At 71.2% G+C, this 14712-nt stretch carries 15 protein-coding genes and 1 pseudogene; 9 read left to right on the forward strand and 7 right to left on the reverse strand.

Annotation, left to right across the window (positions count from 1 at the left end; genetic code table 11):
• Window positions 1-208 precede the first annotated feature (208 nt).
• The gene (locus ACH4LD_RS37880) at window positions 209-574 is read left to right on the forward strand and encodes a hypothetical protein (protein WP_398058373.1); all 366 of its coding nucleotides are present in this window, start codon (window positions 209-211) and stop codon (window positions 572-574) included.
• A gap of 37 nt (window positions 575-611) precedes the next feature.
• Here the strand turns inward: ACH4LD_RS37880 and ACH4LD_RS37885 are convergent, their stop codons facing one another.
• The 4 genes from ACH4LD_RS37885 to ACH4LD_RS37900 all read right to left on the reverse strand — a co-directional run bounded on the left by ACH4LD_RS37885 (window position 612) and on the right by ACH4LD_RS37900 (window position 4767).
• Window positions 612-1238, reverse strand: a complete 627-nt coding sequence (locus ACH4LD_RS37885; protein WP_398058374.1) for a GTP-binding protein — start codon at window positions 1236-1238, stop codon at window positions 612-614.
• Between the two features lie 67 nt (window positions 1239-1305).
• Window positions 1306-1671 (reverse strand): DUF742 domain-containing protein, encoded by a 366-nt coding sequence (locus ACH4LD_RS37890; RefSeq protein ID WP_398058375.1) that lies wholly within the window; start codon window positions 1669-1671, stop codon window positions 1306-1308.
• A gap of 4 nt (window positions 1672-1675) precedes the next feature.
• Complete coding sequence (locus ACH4LD_RS37895; protein WP_398058376.1) at window positions 1676-2101, reverse strand: roadblock/LC7 domain-containing protein; 426 nt, start codon at window positions 2099-2101, stop codon at window positions 1676-1678.
• Complete coding sequence (locus tag ACH4LD_RS37900; protein ID WP_398058377.1) at window positions 2098-4767, reverse strand: nitrate- and nitrite sensing domain-containing protein; 2670 nt, start codon at window positions 4765-4767, stop codon at window positions 2098-2100. The genes ACH4LD_RS37895 and ACH4LD_RS37900 overlap by 4 nt, the downstream gene beginning before the upstream one ends.
• Before the next feature lie 308 nt (window positions 4768-5075).
• Here ACH4LD_RS37900 and ACH4LD_RS37905 point away from each other — a divergent pair, with 308 nt between their 5' ends.
• Window positions 5076-6713 carry an MDR family MFS transporter gene (locus ACH4LD_RS37905; RefSeq protein ID WP_398058378.1) on the forward strand — a complete coding sequence of 546 codons (1638 nt, stop codon included), beginning with the start codon at window positions 5076-5078 and terminating at the stop codon, window positions 6711-6713.
• Window positions 6714-7055: 342 nt separating this feature from the next.
• On the opposite strand, the gene ACH4LD_RS37910 is transcribed toward ACH4LD_RS37905, so the two are convergent.
• The gene (locus ACH4LD_RS37910) at window positions 7056-8672 is read right to left on the reverse strand and encodes a CehA/McbA family metallohydrolase (RefSeq protein WP_398058379.1); all 1617 of its coding nucleotides are present in this window, start codon (window positions 8670-8672) and stop codon (window positions 7056-7058) included.
• 151 nt (window positions 8673-8823) lie between these two features.
• On the opposite strand from ACH4LD_RS37910, the gene ACH4LD_RS37915 reads away from it, so the two are divergent.
• From ACH4LD_RS37915 to ACH4LD_RS37935, 5 genes and pseudogenes are all read left to right on the forward strand, one after another.
• The gene (locus ACH4LD_RS37915) at window positions 8824-8958 is read left to right on the forward strand and encodes a hypothetical protein (protein ID WP_398058381.1); all 135 of its coding nucleotides are present in this window, start codon (window positions 8824-8826) and stop codon (window positions 8956-8958) included.
• 921 nt (window positions 8959-9879) lie between these two features.
• Window positions 9880-10014 (forward strand): annotated as a pseudogene (locus tag ACH4LD_RS37920) (RNA polymerase); the annotation flags it as partial.
• On the forward strand, window positions 10014-10469 hold the full coding sequence (locus ACH4LD_RS37925; RefSeq protein ID WP_398058411.1) for a glycosyl hydrolase: 456 nt from the start codon (window positions 10014-10016) through the stop codon (window positions 10467-10469). The pseudogene ACH4LD_RS37920 and the gene ACH4LD_RS37925, both read left to right, overlap by 1 nt.
• Window positions 10470-10588: 119 nt before the next feature.
• Window positions 10589-10960, forward strand: a complete 372-nt coding sequence (locus tag ACH4LD_RS37930) for a hypothetical protein (RefSeq protein ID WP_398058382.1) — start codon at window positions 10589-10591, stop codon at window positions 10958-10960.
• A gap of 36 nt (window positions 10961-10996) precedes the next feature.
• On the forward strand, window positions 10997-11131 hold the full coding sequence (locus tag ACH4LD_RS37935) for a hypothetical protein (RefSeq protein WP_398058383.1): 135 nt from the start codon (window positions 10997-10999) through the stop codon (window positions 11129-11131).
• 18 nt (window positions 11132-11149) lie between these two features.
• Here ACH4LD_RS37935 and ACH4LD_RS37940 read toward each other — a convergent pair whose 3' ends face one another.
• Both ACH4LD_RS37940 and ACH4LD_RS37945 read right to left on the reverse strand, forming a co-directional pair.
• Window positions 11150-12076 (reverse strand): VOC family protein, encoded by a 927-nt coding sequence (locus tag ACH4LD_RS37940; protein WP_398058384.1) that lies wholly within the window; start codon window positions 12074-12076, stop codon window positions 11150-11152.
• Between the two features lie 29 nt (window positions 12077-12105).
• Window positions 12106-12948, reverse strand: a complete 843-nt coding sequence (locus ACH4LD_RS37945) for a fumarylacetoacetate hydrolase family protein (protein ID WP_398058385.1) — start codon at window positions 12946-12948, stop codon at window positions 12106-12108.
• A gap of 229 nt (window positions 12949-13177) precedes the next feature.
• Between ACH4LD_RS37945 and ACH4LD_RS37950 the strand changes: the two genes are divergently transcribed.
• Window positions 13178-13891, forward strand: coding sequence for a FadR/GntR family transcriptional regulator (locus ACH4LD_RS37950; protein ID WP_398058386.1), 714 nt, complete (start codon window positions 13178-13180; stop codon window positions 13889-13891).
• Between the two features lie 145 nt (window positions 13892-14036).
• Complete coding sequence (locus tag ACH4LD_RS37955) at window positions 14037-14615, forward strand: NADPH-dependent FMN reductase (protein ID WP_398058387.1); 579 nt, start codon at window positions 14037-14039, stop codon at window positions 14613-14615.
• Window positions 14616-14712: the final 97 nt, after the last annotated feature.

Genomic DNA, 14712 nt, shown 5'->3' on the forward strand with positions numbered 1-14712 from the left:
CTTGCTTCCGGCGGCCGGCCGCCGGACCGGATCTCGGCGCCGTCGACGATTTCCGCCCCCCGCTCACGCCGAGGTGTTCGACGACCTCGGCCCGCGTCCCCGACCGCACTCCGGCGCAGAGGGCGCCCGTGGGCTGGGGCTGGACGCGTCGGTGCGCGCGCTGCGCTCGGCAGCCGTGCCCACGACCGGGCCGTCGCGGTGGCCTGTCATGCTGGACGTGTTCGCCCCACGCCACCCGGCCGAGTTCCACCGTGTACTGCGCCCGACCGGCCGGCTGGTCGTGATCCGTCCCACCGGGCGGCACTTGGCCGAGCTGCGCGGGCAGCTACCTGTGATGGCCAGGATCGACCCGGTCAAGGAACGACGCCTGCACCGGGCGCTCAGCCCCTTCTTCGATGCCGTCGTCACCGAACGGGTCGAGTACTGCGCGACCTCGATCCGGCAGGATTTTCTGGACCGGGTGGCGATGACGCCGAGCGTACGCCACGTGAGCCGTGCGGACCTGAACGACGACGACCTCCTGCCCGGTCAGCTCACCGTCTCCGTGCTGGCCACCGCCCACCGGCCTCGGTGACCGGAGCGGCGTACGCACCTGCTGGGCGACGAGCAGGTCAGCGCGGCCGCCCAACGGCCGCGCCGGCGTGGGGCGCCTCCTGTTCCAGGACATACTCGACGGACCGGACGAGGAGTGTCTTGACGGATTCGCGACGGCGGGCGTCGCAGTGGAACAGCGGCACATGGGGGTCGAGGTCGAGTGCCCGGCGAACGGTGTCGGCGTCGTGGGGGCGGGCGTCGTCGAAGGTGTTGACGGCCACCACGAACGGGAGCCCGCGCTGTTCGAAGTAGTCGACGGCGGCGAAGGACGTGGCGAGCCGACGGGTGTCCGCCAGCACCACCGCGCACAGCGCGCCGGCCGCCAGTTCGTCCCACATGAACCAGAACCGGTCCTGCCCCGGTGTGCCGAACAGGAACAGGTCGAGCCCCTTGCGGAGGGTGATCCGGCCGAAGTCCATGGCCACGGTGGTCCGCGTCTTGGCTTCGACGCCCGCCGTGTCGTCGATGCCGATGCTCGACCGGGTGAGGTTCTCCTCGGTGTGGAACGGGACGATCTCGCTGATCGTGGAGACCAGGGTCGTCTTGCCGGTGCCGAATCCTCCCGCGACGAGGATCTTGACTCCTTGCGGGAGGGACTCGGCGGCAGCCGGGTTGGCGGCAGCCGGACGACCGTGCGTTGTCATCGTGTCTTCGGGCATTACGTACTCTCCGAGGCGAAACGCGCCGGGGCCGTTCGGCGTGGGGCGCGGGTCACAGGGCGCGCAGGCCCTCCAGGACCTGCTGGATGACCGGGATGTCGGGACGGCCGTCGGCGTGCAGGGGTCGGCTGATCCGGATGACGTCCATGTCCAGCAGGTCGCCCAGCAGCACCCTCACCACGCCGAGCGGCAGGTGCATGCGTGCCGTGATCTCACTGACGGACCGGGGACGCTGGCACAGGTTCAGCAGTCGGCCGTGCTCCGGTTCCACGCCGTCCCAGGCGTACAGGGACCGCACCATCGCGACGACGTAGGTGACGAGGTCGAAGGTGCCGCGGTGGGCGAGCGTGCGTCCCCGGACGAGCGTGTACGGCCGCACCAGGGCCACCGTCTCGCCGTTCGGCCAGAACTCGGGCATGACGTCAGTCGACAGCGGACGGAGCGGACAGGCGGACGTCGACGCCGAGGTGCTGTCCGACCCGGCCGACGAGACGGGCCATCTCGAACGCCACCAGTCCGATGTCGGCACCCTCCGGCGAGAGGACGGCCAGGCAGGCGTTCTCACCGGAGGCGCACACGAAGAGGTAGCCGCGCTCCATCTCCACCACGGTCTGCAGAATCTTGCCGCCGCCGAAATGGCGACCGGTGCCCTTGGCCAGGCTGTGGAAACCGGAGGCGACGGCGGACAGCTGCTGGGCCTGATCGCGGCCCAGCCCCTCCGACGAGGCGAGCAGCAGACCGTCGGTGGAGAGCACGATCGCGTGACCGACCTGCGGCACACGCCGGACCAAGTCGTTGAGCAGCCAGTTCAGGTCGGCGGTCCGGGCCGGGCCCAGTACGGACGTCATCGGGGGGTTCCCCTCTCGGGTGTGGTGTGCTGGTGGTGTGCGGGGGGAAGGGTGCCGGGAAGCGATGGGAAGCCGGCCTCGTCCAGCCGGGGGTCCCACCCCTCCTGACGGCCCCGTGCCAAGCCCGTCTGCAGCGCGCTCATGAGCGAGCGCACCCGTTCGGGCCGGCGGTCGGACGATGACTCCCCGGGGCCCTCGTCGTCATGGCCCGGCCATGGCGGCCGGTGCGCTTCCGGAGGGGGACCGGTGTCCTCCCACGGGTGGTCCGGGGTACCGGTGGGGGCGGGGTGCGCGGTGGTCCCGCTCCAGTCGACCGGCGCCGTACTCGGCGCGGCACCCTGGCGCAGCTCGGGAGCGAGGCTGGCCTGCCGTACTCGCCGGGGCAGGCCGTCGAGGGTCTGTGGGTCCGGCGCCCCGGCACCGTACGGGAGTCCGGAATCGGGTGACGGCACCGGCGCGTACGGCGGCTCGGTGTGTGCCTCCGCCGGAAGGCCGAGGTGTTCCACGTCTCCCGGGCCGTGGTGCGGACCGTCGTACAAGGGTGGGTCGGTGACGGCCGGTTCCTGCCGGGGAGGGGGCCCGGATCCGTCGGCCGGCGCCGACGGGCGCGCTGGGCGGACGTGCGCCGTCGTGCCGGGGGCGCACGTCGACGAGCCCGTCTCCGGGCGGTGGTCGTACGGGCCGTGTCCGCCCTGCCGCGGGATCAGCGGCCCGGATCGGTGTACGGCCACCGGCCCGGTGTCCGAGTCGCGGGCCGATTCCGCCTCCAGCAGGCTGTCGGGGAGCCGCACGATCGCGGTGACTCCGCCGTACGGCGAGTCGCGCAGGGCGACGCCGATGCCGTGCCGCTGCGCCAGTCTGCCCACCGTCACCAGGCCGAGCCGGGTGCTGTCCAGGAGGCTCAGATCAGTGGGCTCGGTGAACAGCAGGTTGGCGTCGTGGAGTTGTCCGGCGTCCATGCCCAGTCCGCGGTCGTCGATCTCTATGACGAGGCCGCCCGCGGCGAGGCTCACACCGATTCGTACCTGGGTGCGCTCGGGCGAGAAGTTCTGGGCGTTCTCGATCAGTTCGGCGAGCAGGTGGACCACGTCCGCGACGACGTGCCCGGCCACGCCGACGTGCGGTACCGGCAGGACCGCGACCCGCCGGTAGTCGTCCGTCTCGGCGATGGCGCCCCGCACCACGTCGACGACGGGTACGGCGTGCCGCCAGACGCGTCCGGGCGCTCCTCCGGACACGATGATCAGTCCTTCGGCGTAGCGACGGAGCCGGGTCGCCATCTGGTCGAGACGGAACAGCTCGTCCAGGCGCCGGGCGTCCTCCTCGTGGCGCTCCATCGATTCGAGCAGCCCGAGCTGGCGTTGCACCAGGGCCTGGCTGCGACGTGCGAGGTTGACGAAGACGTCGCTGATGCTGCGGTGCAGGCGCACGTCCTCGGCCGCAAGGTCCACGGCGGTGACCTGGAGGGCGAAGAACGCTTCGCCGAGCCGGGCCATCTCGTGGTGGACGAAGACCGGGCGGGTCATGTCGGCCGTCACGTCGACCCGATCGCCCCGGCGCAGCCGGCCGACGACGTCGCGCAGCTGGTCGTCGGTCAGGTTGCGGGCGGAGTCGTGCAGGCGCGCGACGTCGCCGACGAGCGAGCGGCCCAGACGTACGGACAGCACCACCGACACGACGAGGGCGATCAGGCCGAAGACGCCGGCGGCGACGAGCCGCCACAGCGCCCGCTGGGCCGGTGGGCCGGTGAGGGTGAAGACGACGGAGATGTCGTCCAGGGCGAGCTGGTTGGACCGCTCCCACTGTGTGTCGTAAGCCTTGCGCCACTCCTCGGTCGAGAAAGGCAGCCGGGTGGCCCGGGGACCGGCCGCCGCCAGCCGCCGCTCCATCTCGACCACTTGGGCCAGTGGCTGCCCCCGTGCCGCCAGCCGCTCGTACGGCGCCCGCTGATCGGCCGGATACCGGCTCAGGGCGAGTGTGTCGAACTGTTCGGCGGCTCCCGCGTCCTGCACGATCGCGGCGTACGTCGTCGGGTTCAGTCGCCGTGTACTCGCGCTCGCGGAGATGAGGGCGTCCGCCTGGGACAACAGGTCGCTGGCCAGGGTGTGGGTGTACAGGGCCTGACCGAAGCGCTGGGCCTCACTGTCGGGCAGGATCGTCATCGCGTCGAAGGCCTCGGCGATCGACGCGTTGATCCCGGTGTACGCACGCAGCACGGCGTCCGGAGCGGCCGTGCGGGCCTCGACGCCGCGGCGCAGCCTCCCGAGGCTGTCCAGCCGGTGCTCGGCCGTGACAACGGTGCGGTGCACCTGGGCGCTCTCCGCGCCGCGGACACCGTCGTCGTCCGCCTCGCGCAGGAAGGCGCGGACCGCGGTGTCGGTGACGGCGCGGGCGCGGGAGAAGTCCTGAGCGGGCTGGGACGGGGTGTTCCTCGTGCGTGGGGAGGCAAGGTACACGAGGCCGGCCTGGCGCTCCCGCTGGAGCCCGATGAACACCTCGCCCAGGGGCCGGGCCAGGTGGTTGCCGATCGTGTCGACGTGCCTGAGGGTGAGCGCGTCGCCCAGGGAGAGGTACGCGGCGTATGTCCACAGGACGGTGAGGGAGAGCAAGGGGAGCAGCAGCAGCGCGGTGATCCTGCTGCGGATGTTCCATCGGGGGGATCTCAATGTGTGACTGCCGTATCTGCTCACGCAGGGCCTGCGGCCAGGCCTGCCGACGACGCTGTGACCGCGGGAGCCTCTTGCACGCCGTCAGCCGTGCTGATTCTTACCGGACCGAAGATGCCTTTCGGCCAGGGCTGCCTGTTGGTGCCAACAGGTATGTCCGAACGTCGGATTGCGTGTCATGCAGCTTGGTGGGAAGGCGGCGTGGAGATGACAACATGCCGACACACAGGTTTCCTATGTGGCCGCACACCGTGTCAGGCATGGCCGAAGTCCGGTCCAGAGCCCCGGTGCAGGAGAGAGAAGATGACATGGCAACGACTGGATCCGCCGCTGCGCGCGGGCGCGGCGGGCACGGCGAGGAAGCACCGACGCGGGGCCTCATGACCCATCGTCAGGTCCTTCGGGCACTGCCCGGGCTGCTGCTCGGCCTGTTCGCCGCGATCGTGTCGTCGACCATCGTCACCAGCGCCCTGCCCGAGATCATCAACGATCTCGGTGGCGGGCAGAGCGCGTACACCTGGGTGGTCACCGCCTCGCTGCTGGCGATGACGGCAACCACACCGCTGTGGGGCAAACTCGCCGACCGGCACAGCAAGAAGGTGTTGGTGCAGACGGCTCTGTTGGTCTACATCACCGGCTCGATGGCAGCGGGCCTGGCCCCGGACGCGGGGACACTGATCGCCGCGCGTGCCGTCCAGGGAGCCGGTGCGGGCGGCCTGTCCGCCCTGGCCCAGATCATCATGGCGGTGATGGTCTCCCCCCGCGACCGGGGGCGTTACGAGGGGTATGTGGGCGGGACCTTCGCCGTCGCCACGGTCGGCGGTCCACTGCTCGGCGGTGTCATCACCGACACCGGCTGGCTGGGCTGGCGCTGGTGTCTCCTCGTCGGCGTGCCGTTCGCCGCCGTCGCGCTGGTGGTGCTGCGCAGGAGCCTCGACCTGCCCGTGCCGCCCCGGCAGGGGACCGGGGTCGACTGGGCCGGCGCCTTCCTCGTCACCGAGACCGTGTGCCTGCTGCTGATCTGGGTCACGTTCGCCGGCGACAGGTACGCCTGGCTGTCCTGGCAGACCTGCGTCATGGTCGGCGGTTCCGTGCTCTTCGCGCTGGTGTTCCTGCGGGTCGAGAGCAGGGCCGGCGACCCGGTCGTCCCGCTGCGCCTGTTCCGCGACCGCACCATCGCGCTCGCCTCGCTCGCCTCGCTGTTCGTCGGCGTCGTGATGTTCGCGGGCGCGGTCTTCTTCAGCCAGTACTTCGAGCTGGCACAGGGGAAGTCGCCGACGGTGTCGGGCGTCATGACAATCCCCGTGCTCGCCGGCCTGTGCGTGGCGTCCACGGTCTCCGGCCGGTTCATCACCAGGACGGGCCGGTGGAAGGGCTGGCTGCTGGCCGGTGCCGTGCTGTTGACGGTGGGCCTCGTGCTGCTGGGCACGCTGCGCCAGGACACGCCATACGCGCGGCTGGCCGCCTTCATGGTGCTGACGGGGTGCGGCGTCGGCATCATGATGCAGAACCTGGTGCTGTGCGCGCAGAACCAGGTGGGCCCGTCCGAGATCGGCTCGGCGAGTTCCACCGTCACCTTCTTCCGCTCCCTGGGCGGCGCCGTGGGTGTCCCCGTGCTCGGCTCCGTCCTCTCCTCCCGGACCGGCAACCACGCGCGGGAGAGCATCGGTTCGCTCGATCCGTTCGACCGGCTGGTGGCCGGGACGGCGTCGACCGACGGCGCCCTCCCGGATCCCGGCGCGCTGCCCGCGACCGTCCGCAACTGGCTGGAGCGGGCCTACGGACACGGCATCGGCGACATCTTCCTGTACTGCTCGCCCCTCGCCTGTGTCGCGTTCGCGGTCATCCTCTTCATCAGGGAGACCCCTCTCCGCGCGTCCCACGGGCCGGACCGGCAGGCGGGGGACGCGGAGCGGGTGCCGGCGGTCCTGACGGGGGCACGGTGATTCCTCCCGGTGGCTGCCGGACGGATCGGAGGCGACCGACACCGTCGCACCGGCCGGTGCGTGATCGGGTTCCGCTGCCGGAGCCGAAGGGGCGTCGACAGGGTCGCGCCCTGATGCGCGAGCCTCGGCGGCACGGGAACGGTACCGTCGGCGGCGGCCGGTGCCGGCGTGGCGACAGCCGGGTGCCGCGCAGAGCCGTCCGCCTCCGCCACGGGCATGACGGCAGTCACCACCTCGGCCGTGTCCTCCGACGGCACGGCCGACGGCCGTCAGCGACGGAGTACCGACAGACCCCCGCCGTACCGGCGGCTCCCGGCGACAGGTGCCGCCGGCGCGAGTGCGTCAACGCCGGGCAGCGGGTGTCGCCTTCAGGAACACCGGGTTGGTCAGGGCGGCCATCGGCCCGAACAGCAGCGCGTCACCCATGGTGTTGCCCTGCCCCGGACTGCCGTCCGCCATCGGGTGCCGCACCTCGGCGCGTACGTACGCGGCGAGTGAGGCCGTCGTCCGCCATACGACCGTACCGGAGCCGGAAGCGCCCACTGACTCCTGGTGCATCTGGCCCTCGTCGGTGAGGAACCGGACCGTGCCGTGGGGTACGCCCCGCACATCGAGGCGGACGTCCAACGGCGCGTCGGCGGGCACGCTCAGCGTCTCGCCGATGCCGGCCTGCCTGCCATGACCGGTGACGGTGAAGGTCAGTTCCACGGCGGCCGACTCCGCGATGTAGCTGCGGCCCTCGCGGATGCCTTCCATGATCGAGTCGGTGGCCAGGTCGTCCGCCCGGACGACGTTGTGGGGCAGGCCGATGACCTGCGGCTCGCTGTGCGCGTCGCTGTTGCCCATGGCAGGCAGCCAGCGCTTGCCGGTGCGGACCGCCTCACCGAGCTTCTGGTCCCAGGTGCTGACCGCGTGCTCGTCGTCATAGGTCCAGGGCCCGGTCCACACCTCGGTGGCGTCGGCGTCGGCGAAGCCGAACTTCCACTGGCAGGCGACGTACGCGCAGTACATGTGCGCGGGTACCACGAGGCCGCCGCCGCGGCGTACCTGGCGGGCGAAGCGGGTGAAGGCGTCGTCGCGTGATCGGTAACGCCAGTCGATCCACTCGCCGGGCGGCAGGCCGAGCGCCAGCCAGTGTCCGTTGCGGGTGGTGACCTCCTCGCCGGTGATGACGAGCAGGTCCGGTCCGGCGTACTCGCCCCACACGCCGTGCGACGCGGGGGTGTTGTGGTCGGTGGAGACGATGAAGTCCAACCCGGCGGCACGGGCGCCGGCCGCGACCTCGCCCGGCAGACGCTTGCCGTCGGAGTAGACGGTGTGCAGATGGCAGTCGCCGCGGTACCAGGCACGGCCGCGCCCCTTGGCCCGCCGCGGCGGGTAGCTGTTGACATGGGCGGGGCCGGGCTCGCCGTACGTGAGCGTCACCTGGACCCGGTAGTGCATGCCCTGCGGGGCCACCTGGTACGGCCCGAGCACGACGTGCCAGGTGCCGGGGTTGACCGGACCGGGCAGGTATCCGGGTGTGGCGTCGCTGTTGGTGATCTCGAACGAGGTGCGGAAGCCGCCGGACCAGCCGCGGAAACCCCGGCCGCCGAGCTCGATGCCGTGCTCGTCGAACACGCCTATGTCACAGGAGTTGCCCGGTGTTCCGGCGGGGACGGCCGGCTTGTCGTAGGAGTAGGAAACGGCGATCTTCCGCACGCCCTCGGGAACTTCGACGGGCAGGTAGACGAAGTCCGCCGCTCCGGTCTCCAGGAAGCCGGTGATGACGCGGGTGGCCTCACCGCCGGCGGGCTGGGTGCCGCCGGCGGAGCCGTCGGCGGCCTGTGCGAAGGAGACGGGTGGCAGGGTCAGGGCGGCGGCGCCGGCCAGTCCCGCGGTGAGCAGCCGCCGCCGGCCCACTCCGGCTTCCGGAGTGAGGGGATCGGCGTTGTGCTCGCAGTGTCCGTCAAGGCACATGGTTGTCCTCGGCAAGTCGGGGGAAGGGGATAGGTGCAGGGTGAATGCACCGAAGCGTTCAGACCCTGGTACGCCTTTGTGGACACCCGGTGATCCCGGGCTGAAGGCTGTGCGGCATGTGGGTATCGGCCGGCCCCGCCAGAGTTACCCGGTGGTCCCTGACCTCACCCGGCGGCAGCAGGCCCCTCGGCACGGCATCGTCGCGGCGTCGTCGACGGCGTACGAGTACGCGTACGGCGCGGCAGGCCCGAACACCCGGGCGTGGTCGACCGGCCGCTTGGCGTGAAGGCGGCGCTCGCGGCCCGCCCCACTGCCCGCGGCAACAGCAGGTGTCGCCGCGGAACGCCGCGCACGGCGGCTCGCTGCCGTCGGTCCGGCCGCTCGGCCATGGCCCGCACGGCGGCCGGGCAGGCGACGTCGGAGGTGCTCACGCCCTTGTCGCAACCCGACGAGCTGACGGTTCGGTGGGCATGGTGTGCGAGGTGCTGATCGACAAGGGCGGGTTGGAGCCGTCGACCATGCTCACGTCGTAGGACTCCGTGCCCGCGTAGGCGGCGAAGGCGAACTCGCCCACGGGGTGGCCGGGGTCGGGGCCGTCGCGGACGCTGGTGCGGTCCCCCTCGCGCAGGTGGCTCTCCGGGGTCCCCCGCGGCCGTGCGGCCCCAGGCGCCTCCGCCCCACTTGTTCGGCACGGTCAGCGACATGATCCAGCCCGGTGCCAGTCTGCGGCCGTCCCGGTGGACCGGTTGTTCCCTGACGACCGCCCAGACCGTCGCCCGGGTGAGGCCGACGACCGTCACGCACTGCCGGCCGGCGCGGTCGACGGCCCCCTCCACGGCCGCCTGATCCGTCAGCCCGCCGGCACGGCCCCTCGTGGCCGGTGGGCTCGGGCCACCCGACGACGCCACTCTGCCGAAGGCCCAGGCGTTCCTCCCGGCCGCACCGGCACCGCCGGCCGCCGCGTCCTGCGCCCCCTCCCCCGTGCCATGCGCGCCCGCCCGCCGGCCGGCGCGGAACGCGAGCACCCGGCCCGGTGCCACCGTCCCGGCCGCCGCTCCCGCACGTACGGCCGGCGCCGCAAGGCAGTGGACGTGTGGCCGTTCGGCGGGGGCGGCCAGGCACTCGCCGCGTCCGGTACGAGCTGGCACCACACCTGGTCGACCGGGCACCGGGGTCGTCACGCCCGGTTCGGGTACCTTTCGTCCCGATGATCCGGGGAGCGGCCTCCGCGACCGACGATGCGCCGGCCCAGGCGGGCGCGGACGGCCCGCACCTGCCGGGGTTCGACGAGCCCGACGCGGCCGGGCAGGCGGACGTGACGGTGGACCAGGCGCCGACCCCGTGGCCGAGGTTGACGCGGGCCGGCACGGTGCTCGGCAGTCCCGCGGCGGCCACGGACGCGGGCGCCCCGGATGCCGGCCGGACCGCTTCCCGGCCGGTATGGTGGCCCGCGGCTGCCGGGCGGACTTCATCGCGCCGCACTGGCACGGCGAGGACTTCCGCACCCCGGAGGCGGTCCGCCGGCGGTACCGCAAGCCGATCCGGCCCACCGAGTACGCGCTGATCGACTTCTCCCAGGGCATCCGGTTCCCCACTCCGGCGCGGCAGGCGGACTTCGTGGCCGCGTCGGCCAAGCCCCGCGACGCCCTGCCTGATGTCCGGCGACACGCGTGGTGCGGACTGGGCGCCGGCCCGCCGAAGCCGAGCAGTGGCCTCGTCACAGACAGTACGACGGCGACTGCGGCCGACCACGCTTACCAGGCCGCGCGCTGGTGCACGGACTCGCCCACGGGGTGACCGTCATCACAAGGACAGTCAGATGACGGATGACCGGAATGTCGGCTTATGCGAACACTGACACATGGAGACTGCCGCCTGTTTCCATCCGGCCACGACGACCGTGGAGGGCACCCCACATGATTACCGAACGTCTCTGGCTCGTCGGCCTCGGGTTCCACACGGAACGGGGCCGGCTGGTGCACCACTACTACGTGATCCCCCATGCCGCCGACGCCGAGCTGGCCTGTTCGGCCGCGCTGCGGAAAGCCGACACGCCGGGCGAACGTGCTGTGCGGGGCGGCCGGGAACTCGACAACGACGCGACCGAACTGCGCATGGTCACCATCGACCCGCTGGGGGTGCCCCATCTCTCCGCGCCGTATGCGCCGACGCCGACCTCGGTGCTGCGATATGAAGCATCTATAGACACAAGGGAAGATCTGCCTGCACGGCAGGACACGATGAACAGGTCGCACGACCTGTTCATCACATCGGCGTGTTCAGCTTGATGCGTACATCCCTTCTCACGAACGGAGCTGCTTCACATGCGTCGCATCATCGCCACCTGCCTGCTCGCCCTCGGTGTCAGCCTGCTGGGCACCACCTCGAGCTTCGCCGCCACGAACACGGGCGTGCACACCGACGTCACCTGCGGCGCCTACACCTGCGGCGGCTGGTGAAGCCTGTCGGGCGGCGGACTATCCCGCCGTGCTGTGCGCCCCGGCCATCAGGGCAGCGAGATCCTCGGGGGACAGGAAGGACGGCGGGGGCGGCGGCCCCCAGCTGAACAGGCCCTTCGCCCCTTCCAGGACCTCCGGCTTCCACAGCTGGTCGTCGACGACGCAGTCCATGTCGGAGTAGTACTCGCTGAAGTTGCCGGCCGGGTCCTTCAGGTACCAGAAGAAGTTGGACCCGGCATGGTGGCGGCCCAGGCCCCAGACGTGCCGCTCGGGGTGGCCCTCCAGCATGGCGAAGGCGCCGCGGCCGATCTCATCTATGTCGTCGACCTGCCAGGACGAGTGGTGCAGGAAGGCGACGGGCATCTTCAGGACGAAGACGTTGTGGTGGTCGGTGGAGCAGCGCAGGAACGCCCCGTGGTCCTTGACGTAGTCGGACGCCTTGAAGCCGAGCCCGTCGCGGAAGAAGGCGGTGGTTCCCTCGAAGTCCGTCGTACCGAGGACGGCGTGTCCGAGCTTGCGGGGGCGCACCCGGCCGGTGCGCAGGACTCCCGCGGCACGTGAACCGGTGCGCTCGGGGCGGCCGGGGCCGTTGTAGACGGGGGCGGCCACCGGTTCCTGTACCAGCCGGGGGACGACCTCCAGGACCGCGCGGACGCCCGTGGCCCTGTCGTACGCCGTCAGCGTCGTGTTCTCGACGCGGGACTCGACACCGAGTCGGCGCAGACTGGAGGCCGCGGCCGCCAGGTCGTCGGGGTCGTCGACTCCGACGCGCACCTCGACCAGGCGGCGCGTCGGCGTGCGCACGATGTGGAGCTGACGGCCGGCGTCACGCGTGGAGAACCAGCCGTCGGCTTGCGGGGTGAGGCCGAAGTCGGTGTAGTAGGCCGCCGTAGCGGTGACGTCGGGGACCCCCATCGTGATGGAGGCCAGACGGTGCAGTGCCATAGGACTCCTTCTTCCGCCGGGCCCGGACCTCAGGCCACGAAGTTCTGCCGCAGTTCCCCGATGCCTTCGACCGTGCTGACGAGTTCGTCTCCCGCCGTCAGCCAGCGCTGCGGGTCGCGGCCGAGGCCGACACCGGCCGGGGTGCCGGTGAAGACGACGTCCCCGGGCAGCAGCGGCAGCACCGCGGACAGCCGGGCGATGAGCGTGGGGACGGAGAAGATCAGGTCGCGGGTGCGGCCCTTCTGCACCTCCTCGCCGTTGATCGTGCAGCGCAGCTCCAGGTCGTCGGGGTTGTCGAACTCGTCCGGCGTGACCAGCCACGGACCGATCGGCGTGAAGCCGGGGTAGGACTTGCCCAGGCTGAACTGCGGCACCGGGCCCGCCAGTTGGACGATCCGCTCGGATATGTCCTGGCCCACCGTCAGGCCGGCCACATGGGCCCATGCGTCGGCCTCCGGCACGGCCTCGGCCCGGCGGCCGATGACCGCCACCAGTTCGACCTCCCAGTCGGTGTGCCCGCCGGCCGGCAGCCGCACCTCTGTGACGGGCCCGGTGATGCTGGTGACGAACTTGGTGAACACCGGCGGCAGCCCCTCGGGGACCGTGAAGCCCGACTCCGCCGCGTGGTCCCGGTAGTTGAGTCCGATCGCGAGTGTCTGCCGGGGCGCGGGGACCGGGGAGCCGAGCGCGGTGGGCTCGAAGGGCTCGCCGGCAGGCAGCTCTGCGTTCCCGGCCCATGAAAGGAACTCCTCCCAGCGCTCGTAGACGGCCTGCGGATCGGCCGGGAAGGCGCCGTCACTGGCCCGTTCGACGTCGACGGCCAGTCCGTCGCGGATCAGGACGAGACGGCCGGAAAGGTTCGCGATGCGCATGGTGACTCCCGTAGCAGGGGCTGAGGGCGACGGCACTCACGGCGACGCGCGGAACGGGCGACGCCGGTGTGGAAGACAGGCCGAACAGCGGGCGACTGCGAGACCTTGCCCGCTCACCGGCAATTCAGCATGATGAATACACCGATGGTGCGCCCCATGGTCCCGGGCGTCAAGAGCATGGAGGTCAAAAGAGCATGATGAATACCCATATCGGCCACGGAAGGCGGCGGTGACCCTCGTGGCCGGCCCCGGCCGTGGTACGGCCTCCGGTCGCGCCGAACAGGCGGCCGAGCGGGTCGCCGAGCTGGTCGACAGCGTGCCGCCAGGCTCCCGTCTCGGCACGAAGGAGGAGCTGCGGACGCTCTGCGCGGTCTCGGTCGGGACGTTCAACGAGGCGCTGCGACTGCTGCAGGCCCGCGGTCTGGTCACCGTGCGGCCGGGCCCCGGCGGCGGCCTGTTCAGCGCCGAGCAGTCCCCCATCGTGCGCCTCGGCAACTCCGTACTGGCCCTGGACGCCCACCAGCACGACGTCGCCGAGGCCGTGCGCATCCGGGACGCCCTCGAACCCCTGCTCGTCGAGGACGTGCTCTGGCACGCCTCGCCGGCCGACGTCGCCGGTCTGCGCGAGCACATCGCCGCCATGGCGGCGGCGGTGGACGCGGCCGACGCGGTGGCCTTCGTCCACGCCAACTGGCGCCTGCACGCCGCCATCGCCGCCATCAGCCCGAACGCCCTGCTCAGCTCGCTCTACGCCAGCCTGCTCGACCTGATCGAGAGCCACACGCTGTCCGTGCTGCCCGTCGAGGGACAACCGCTCGGCGAGTATCTCGCGCAGCGCCTGGACCTGCACCGCCAGCTGGTCGACGCCCTGGACCGGCGGGACCGCGAGGAAGCGTTCAGGCTGGTCCGCGAGCACAGCACGAGCACTGGGCACAACGGTTGACGTCTGCCCACCCCACTCATGACGTGCGTCTCCCATGCACTTGGCTGATTCTCACCTATGTCAGGAACTAAGTTCGTTACTGTCTAACGTTCTCTCGGTACCCACCTATTTTTTGTGCACCTATCGGAGAGGCAGGCTGACACACATGAGCAAGCTTGAGATCATTGTGGCGAGCACACGTCCCGGACGTGTCGGTCCGAGCGTCGCGGACTGGATCGAGAAGGAAGCGGCGGAGCACGGCGGCTTCTCGGAGATCGAGGTGGTCGACCTCGCCGAGGTGAACCTGCCCTTCATGAACGAGCCCCACCACCCGCGGCTCGGCCGTTACACCCAGCAGCACACCCTCGACTGGAGTGCCAAGGTCTCCGAGGCCGACGCCTTCGTCTTCGTGATGCCGGAGTACAACTTCGGCTACAACGCGGAACTGAAGAACGCGATCGACTACCTGCACAGCGAGTGGCAGTACAAGCCGGTCGGCATGGTCAGCTACGGCGGTGTCTCCGCAGGGACCCGGGCGGTGCAGATGATCAAGCAGGTGGTCACCACTCTGAAGATGACCCCGGTCTTCGAGGCGGTGTCCATCCCCTTCGTGCATCAGTTCATCGACGACGACAAGCGTCTGGTACCCAACGAGATCATGCGCGGGGCCGCCAAGGCGATGCTCGACGAACTGGTACGGATGACCGAGGCACTGCGCCCGCTGCGGGAGTCGGCCGCGTCGTGACGTCCGGGCGGGTACCGGCGGGCGAGGACGGTCAAGCGGCCCGCGCCCACGACGACACGGCGCTCAGGACGCCCGGCCACATCCGGGTTCCGCCGCC

The sequence above is a fragment of the Streptomyces sp. NPDC017676 genome (assembly GCF_044329325.1).
In the GTDB taxonomy this organism is placed as follows: Bacteria; Actinomycetota; Actinomycetes; order Streptomycetales; family Streptomycetaceae; genus Streptomyces.

Coding starts and splice junctions, on each gene's coding strand:
- ACH4LD_RS37955 (WP_398058387.1), top strand. CDS start 14,037: ATGAGCAAGCTTGAGATCATTGTGGCGAGCACACGTCCCGGACGTGTC.
- ACH4LD_RS37895 (WP_398058376.1), bottom strand. CDS start 2,101: ATGACGTCCGTACTGGGCCCGGCCCGGACCGCCGACCTGAACTGGCTG.
- ACH4LD_RS37935 (WP_398058383.1), top strand. CDS start 10,997: ATGCGTCGCATCATCGCCACCTGCCTGCTCGCCCTCGGTGTCAGCCTG.
- ACH4LD_RS37930 (WP_398058382.1), top strand. CDS start 10,589: ATGATTACCGAACGTCTCTGGCTCGTCGGCCTCGGGTTCCACACGGAA.
- ACH4LD_RS37890 (WP_398058375.1), bottom strand. CDS start 1,671: ATGCCCGAGTTCTGGCCGAACGGCGAGACGGTGGCCCTGGTGCGGCCG.
- ACH4LD_RS37910 (WP_398058379.1), bottom strand. CDS start 8,672: ATGTGCCTTGACGGACACTGCGAGCACAACGCCGATCCCCTCACTCCG.
- ACH4LD_RS37880 (WP_398058373.1), top strand. CDS start 209: ATGCTGGACGTGTTCGCCCCACGCCACCCGGCCGAGTTCCACCGTGTA.
- ACH4LD_RS37940 (WP_398058384.1), bottom strand. CDS start 12,076: ATGGCACTGCACCGTCTGGCCTCCATCACGATGGGGGTCCCCGACGTC.
- ACH4LD_RS37885 (WP_398058374.1), bottom strand. CDS start 1,238: ATGACAACGCACGGTCGTCCGGCTGCCGCCAACCCGGCTGCCGCCGAG.
- ACH4LD_RS37945 (WP_398058385.1), bottom strand. CDS start 12,948: ATGCGCATCGCGAACCTTTCCGGCCGTCTCGTCCTGATCCGCGACGGA.
- ACH4LD_RS37905 (WP_398058378.1), top strand. CDS start 5,076: ATGGCAACGACTGGATCCGCCGCTGCGCGCGGGCGCGGCGGGCACGGC.